The sequence below is a fragment of the Streptomyces sp. NPDC057654 genome, from assembly GCF_042800135.1.
GTDB lineage: Bacteria > Actinomycetota > Actinomycetes > Streptomycetales > Streptomycetaceae > Streptomyces.
The window spans coordinates 1-5,546 of sequence record NZ_JBHVHQ010000587.1; the positions used below are offsets into that span (position 1 = coordinate 1).

Consider the following 5,546-nt stretch of genomic DNA (forward strand, 5'->3'; position numbering starts at 1 on the left):
GCTCTGCGACTCGTCGGCCTGCTTCCGGTCGACGACGACCGGAAGCGCCTTGGCCCGGCGCGGGCGGCCCGCGGGGCCCGCTCCCAACTCCTTGCGCTGTGCCATCTCAGTACCCCATCCCGTAGTCGTCCCCCCGCTGCTGGTCGATCGGGATGCTCGGCGTGTAGGCCGGACGCGGTGCGCTCACGCCCACGGCATACGCGGAGCGGCGGTGCGAGCCGCGGGTGCGGGAGGACTCCGCGTCCTGAGAGATCACGTCGCGTCGGACCACCGACTCATCGACGGCCATCGCAGCGCTGTCCTGGCTCTGCGCCTCGGCAGAGCTCAGCTGATCGAGCTGCCGGGACATCTCCGCCCGGGCCTTTTGGGCCCCCAGGGACGCGAACTGCGCATTCATCTCGCCGTCGTAGACGCTCTCGCGGTTCTTGGCCGCCTGCACGAGAGCCTCGAAGCCACCGCCGTAGGCCATCCGGTCCATCACGGTGCCCTGCAGTGACGGGTCCTCTTCGAGGTTGCGGATGAGCCCGGTCTTCGGGTCCTCCAGCGCACTGGCCACACGGGTCACGTACTGCGGGTTGACCGTGACGCCGAAGCCCTCCTTGGACTCGTAGAACTCGATGAACTGCTTCTCCCACTCCTCGGCCATGGCCTGTACGGGCTCACCGTCGAGGAACGCCGTACGCCACTGACCGGGGCCGACGTGTTCGATGCTGCGGCCCCTCCAGAGCTCGCGGCCGGGGCCCTGGAGCATCGCGTACTTGTGCCGGGCCTCGGCGGCGTCGTGCTTGGCCTGCAGGATCGACTGGGTCACCGGGTAGGTGACCTCCAGGACAGCCTTGAGGTTTTCGCCGCGCAGCGCGCGTACGGCGCGCTGGCTGAACGATCCGCCCAGGCCGGTGCCGTGGGCCTTGATCGCCGTGGCGAACATCGAGGCTTCCTGGTCGGCCTGAGTGATGCCGGGCGTGCCCTGCACATCGCCCAGGTTCCGGGCATAGTCGGCGAGCTTCGTCTCGCTGCCCTTGGCCCCGGTTTCGACACAGACCTCGCGCACGCTCTGCAGGTGCGCCTCGCGATCCGAGAACGTCAGTGCCGCGCCGAACTCGCCACGCTGTGCCTGGCGGTACAGTGCGCTCAGCTCCTCCGTCACGACCTGCCGGCCGAGCCCGATGTCCTCAGGCGCCTCTGCGCCCGCAACCGCTTGCAGCCTGAGCCGGTTCGCCTCGCCCCGCGAACTCTCCAGCTCCTCAGCCAGTCCGGCGTCCTTGGAGAGTGCGACCTGGGTGTCCAGTGAGACCTGCATGGCCAGCGGGTGCGAGCCGTCGCTCCTGACCACGCCGGTGTCCAGCAGGTTGGCCGGCACCGAGAGCTTCGCCAGGGCTTCCCCCTTGGCGGCCTCGTTGTGCAGCTTCACCACGGCGACCGCGTCGCCGTCGAAGTCGCCGTCGAAGCAGGCGTCCATCACGGGGTTGATCGCGGCGCCGGTGAGCCGGTCGTCGATCGCTACCCGCATGTACCGCACGCCGGCGTCACGGAGCACCGGGTCACGCCACACCAGCGCGTGGTCGCCCTCGGCCAGCCCCAGCTGCTCGGCCTTGACCGAGCTGAGCGCCACCTGGTCGACGTCCAGCCGTGGGTCCGCGGTCCACACCATCGTGGCCGAGTCGGTGAGCCGCGAGGCCATCAGCCCGGTCTTGAAGATGTTGTTCTTGCCCGTGAGCACCCTGTTCTGCACGTCCGTCGTGATCGCCTCGAAGGCGCGCTGAGCGCGCGAGACCGACTCGCTCATGCCGCGACGCACCTCGGCGCGCTTCTCTGCGGACAGACCCCAGCTGCCCAGCTGCTCGGCCATGTAGCGGTAGCGGCAGGCGTCGACGAAGACGTCCTGGTAGCTGCGGGTGTAGTCGTGCGTGACGGAGGACCCGTCCTCGAACTCCTGGCCACTGCGCAGATGCGAGGACATCACCGGCAGTTTCCACGAGTTCGTGCTCACTGTCTCGGTCTGTTCACCGGTCGGATACGTGAGCGGGAATGGGATCTCCATGTCGCCGCCGCGGTCGCCGATGAGAGAGCCGAAGGACTTGCGCATCGCCGTGGTGTTCAGTACCGGGAGCTGGCCCGCCTTGCGCGGCTGTGTGCGCAGCAGCTCGGGCATCGGGATGAACCGGCGCTCGGGGCGCTCGTCGAGGTCCTCTGCCTGGCCGATCACCCGTAGCGTGCCGTCAGCCTCCATGTCCATGCCGGCCACCAGCAGGTACTCGCGCAGGTTCGACTCGGCTCCGCTGTTGTGGCCGTAGAACTCGCGCATGATCGCCGGGCAGTCCTGAGACTGCAGCGCCCAGGCCAGCTGCGAGGAGGCTTTGCGGCCCTTGCCGGCACGCACCTGTTCGTCGTCGTAGATCTTCGTCTTCTCGTCGACGGCCATGTGGGTGACCACGAAGCGCATCTCGCCCGCCGCACTCGGCCGCAGTTCTCCACCCGGGGAGCGCAGGTCAAAGACGTTGCCGCTCATCAGCTCGCGCGCTGAGCCCGCGTTACGCCGGGAGATCAGGCTGAACGGGCTCATCACCACGTCCAGGCCCGGGTTGGCCCGGAACCAGTTGACCTCTTCGACGACATCCTGCGCCTGCGCGTCCTGCGGTGGCATGTCCCGGTCGACGATCAGCGAGATCACGCCCTTGTTGCCGTGCAGATCCGAGATTTTGTCGCCCACGACAAGATCGCGCTCCTGGCCGCCGGCCCCGCGGATGCGGTGGTGCTCGGCGAACTCCTTCGACACCACGATCGGGTCATCGGCCGTCCAGCCGCCGAAGGTCATCAGCGCCGTCTTCGCCGGCGCGGTGACCTCAGAAGACTGCATGATCGTCGAGGCCGTCATCTGCTGGCGGTCGAACGGGTCGTACCGCAGAGTCTCGAGCTCGGGGAGAGCCATGAGCGGCGTACGCTGTCCGGCCACGCTCTCGTCGCCCGGCGTGATCCGGCCGTCGGCACCGACCTGGGCCCGAGCGGTCAGGTACCGCACGATGCCCTGGTTGGTCGCGCCTCCGGTCATCACCGGGTCGAAGTAACCGCTGGGTGCAGCGACGTTGTTCCGGTCCTTGCCCGTGAGCACGGTCATGTTCCGCCCGCCGGTGAGCCGCCAGGCGTCGAAGCGGTTGTCGTCGGCCGGGTCAGTCCGGTCGCGCTGGGCCCGGTACTCGGCGTAGATCGTCGACCCGGCCTTGATCTCGTTGGAGTAGCGCACACGGCGCGCCTCGGTCTGCAGAATCGCGGCCGTCCACTCGTCCAGGTGTTCCTTGGCCTCGCCGGTGGACTCGTCGAACTGGTATGTGGTGGCGCGCTCGATGAAGTCGACCGGGTGCTTCGTGCCGTACAGCTGCGAGTAGACCGCGTTGAGCGAGGAGGGCTCACCGGTCTCGCTACGCCCGGCGATGAGGTCGCCTGCGATCTGGTACTGGATGCGCTCGTGCATGAGCTGTTCGTAGCCGCGCAGCCGCGTACGCTCCTCGACCGAGGTCGGAGCCTCGCCCGGAGTCTGGGCCGTGATCATGGCCTCGTAGCCCGGCACGACCAGGGCGTTCTCCCCGCTGGCGAAGGCAGTGATGATCTCGCCGTACACGCCGACATCGAAGACCTGACCGATCTCGCCCGAGATCGGCGACCCCTTGCCGTCACGGCGCAGCTTCGCGCCGCTCCAGCGGATGACGCCCTGCTCGTCGACCAGGATCTCGGAGACCGTCGCCGCGTTGCGCTCGATACTCTCGCGCACGGTGGCCCCGATGCGCCGCATGAACGCAGATTCGTGATCGGCGATCGGCATGGATCGCCCGGCATCGAAGCGGACGAGCCGGTCCTTGAACCGGGTGGCCTGGAAGGTCGAGCCCATCATCTCGTCGGGGGAGATCCCGCAACGACGCAATGCCGAGGCAAGATTGTCGAGGTTCGACCACTGCCCGGTGGGGCTGGTCATGTACCGTGCCACCCGGTCCGGGCTGAAGCGCTGGTCGACCCACTCGCCGTCGACGTCGTGAGGCTGCGCCTCCCAGGTCCCGACGAGTTCGAAGGGAACGTCCTCGGCATGCTGCCGGACCTTCTCGACGGCGGTGCCGCCGTAGACGAGGTTGCCCACCTCGGGCACCTCCCCGGCCTGCAGCTCGCCGATCTCCTCCAGCCGCTCCTGGTACATCTCTTCGGTCGCACCCGGGCGCAGCAGATCGCTGTGCGCGCCGGTGAGCACGTCCCAGTACGAGCGCTGGATCGCGGCAACCTCGGCGTCGGCCGAGTACTCCGGCGACTCGATCGCATCCAGCTGTCCGCCGGTTCGCTCCATCTCGGCCTCAGCACGAGCGATCAGGCCTTCGGCCCCGAGAGCTGCCTGCAGGTTCTCCCGCGCGCTCTCGACGGCGGCCTTCGCGTAAGCCTCAGCGGGCTCGGCGCCGACGAAGAAGGCCGGCAGGGAGCGGTTCTTCGCGTCCCGGCGCAGCATCACCTTCGCCCCGGGCCGGGGACTCGACTCGCCGGGGAGCACGTAGCCGCCGACCACGAACATCGACTCCCGGTCGACGTGGTAGCTGTCGGGTACGTCCACGACCGTGCGGCGGCGGTCGCGCTCCTGGTGCGTGGTGCCGGTCTCGCCGGCGGCGCGCCCCGGAAGATCCGTGCGCTCGACGCGATGGCCCTGGGCAAAGCGCAGCAGCTGAACGGCCTCCGCCGGCGAGGGGGAGTAGACCGCCATGCCGCCGGGGACCCGGTAGTTCGTCGAGTAGCGCAGCACGGTGCCGTTGTCATAGATCCGGGCTCCGGCGTACTCCTCCTGACGCGTGTCGATGAGACGGATCTCCATGCCGGTCCCGGCGATCTTCGCCTTGATCTGCCCCGGCTCGCGGTCGCGCATCACCCCGTAGGACACGCCCTGGGCCTTCAGCTCTTCGAGCAGTGCTGCCGAGCGTGCCACGGCGCGCCGGGACATGAAGCGGTTGCGGTCGACACGGTTCGTCTGGGGATCCCGGCCGCCGTCGATGACCCACTCGCGGACCTGGTCGTACTCCTGCCGGCTCATCTTGTCCATCAGCGCAGTGAGCCCGGCGGCGTCGTCGTTCGTCATCGCGCGGCCGGCCTCGAACGGCTTGCCTTCGTCGTCGATGCGCCAGAGCACCATGTTCCCGCGCCGGGGATCGGCCAGGGTCCCCACCTCGCCGCCGGCCACGCGTCCGATCGTCTCGTCCGGCAGGTACACCAGCGCGGTCCCGGCGCGTTTCACGGTCGCGCGTTCGGACCAGCCGGGCGCGTAGGGGCTGATCGGCAGTCGGGCCGACTTCGGGTCGGCCCGGGCGCCGACGCCGGTGGCACGCGTGAACTCCCGCTGCGACTGCTGGTAGCGCTCGTTCTGCGGGGAATGGTCACCGAACTGCGGCTCGTAGTCGGCCACCTTCTGCGCGAACGCCTGGTCGATGGCGGTGAGGCAGTCCGTGACGCCCAGCCGCGGGTCGGCCAGCGCAGTGCCGCGCTGGCCGAGGATCTCGTCGACCCGGGCGCGGACCGTCTTGGCC

Annotated in this window: 1 protein-coding gene; it reads right to left on the reverse strand. The window is 69.1% G+C overall.

Annotated features, from left to right (window positions below):
• Positions 1 to 106: 106 nt before the first annotated feature.
• Positions 107 to 5,546, reverse strand: a 5,440-nt coding sequence (locus tag ACFU99_RS31325) for a hypothetical protein (protein ID WP_384398444.1), incomplete at its 5' end; no start/stop codon positions are given.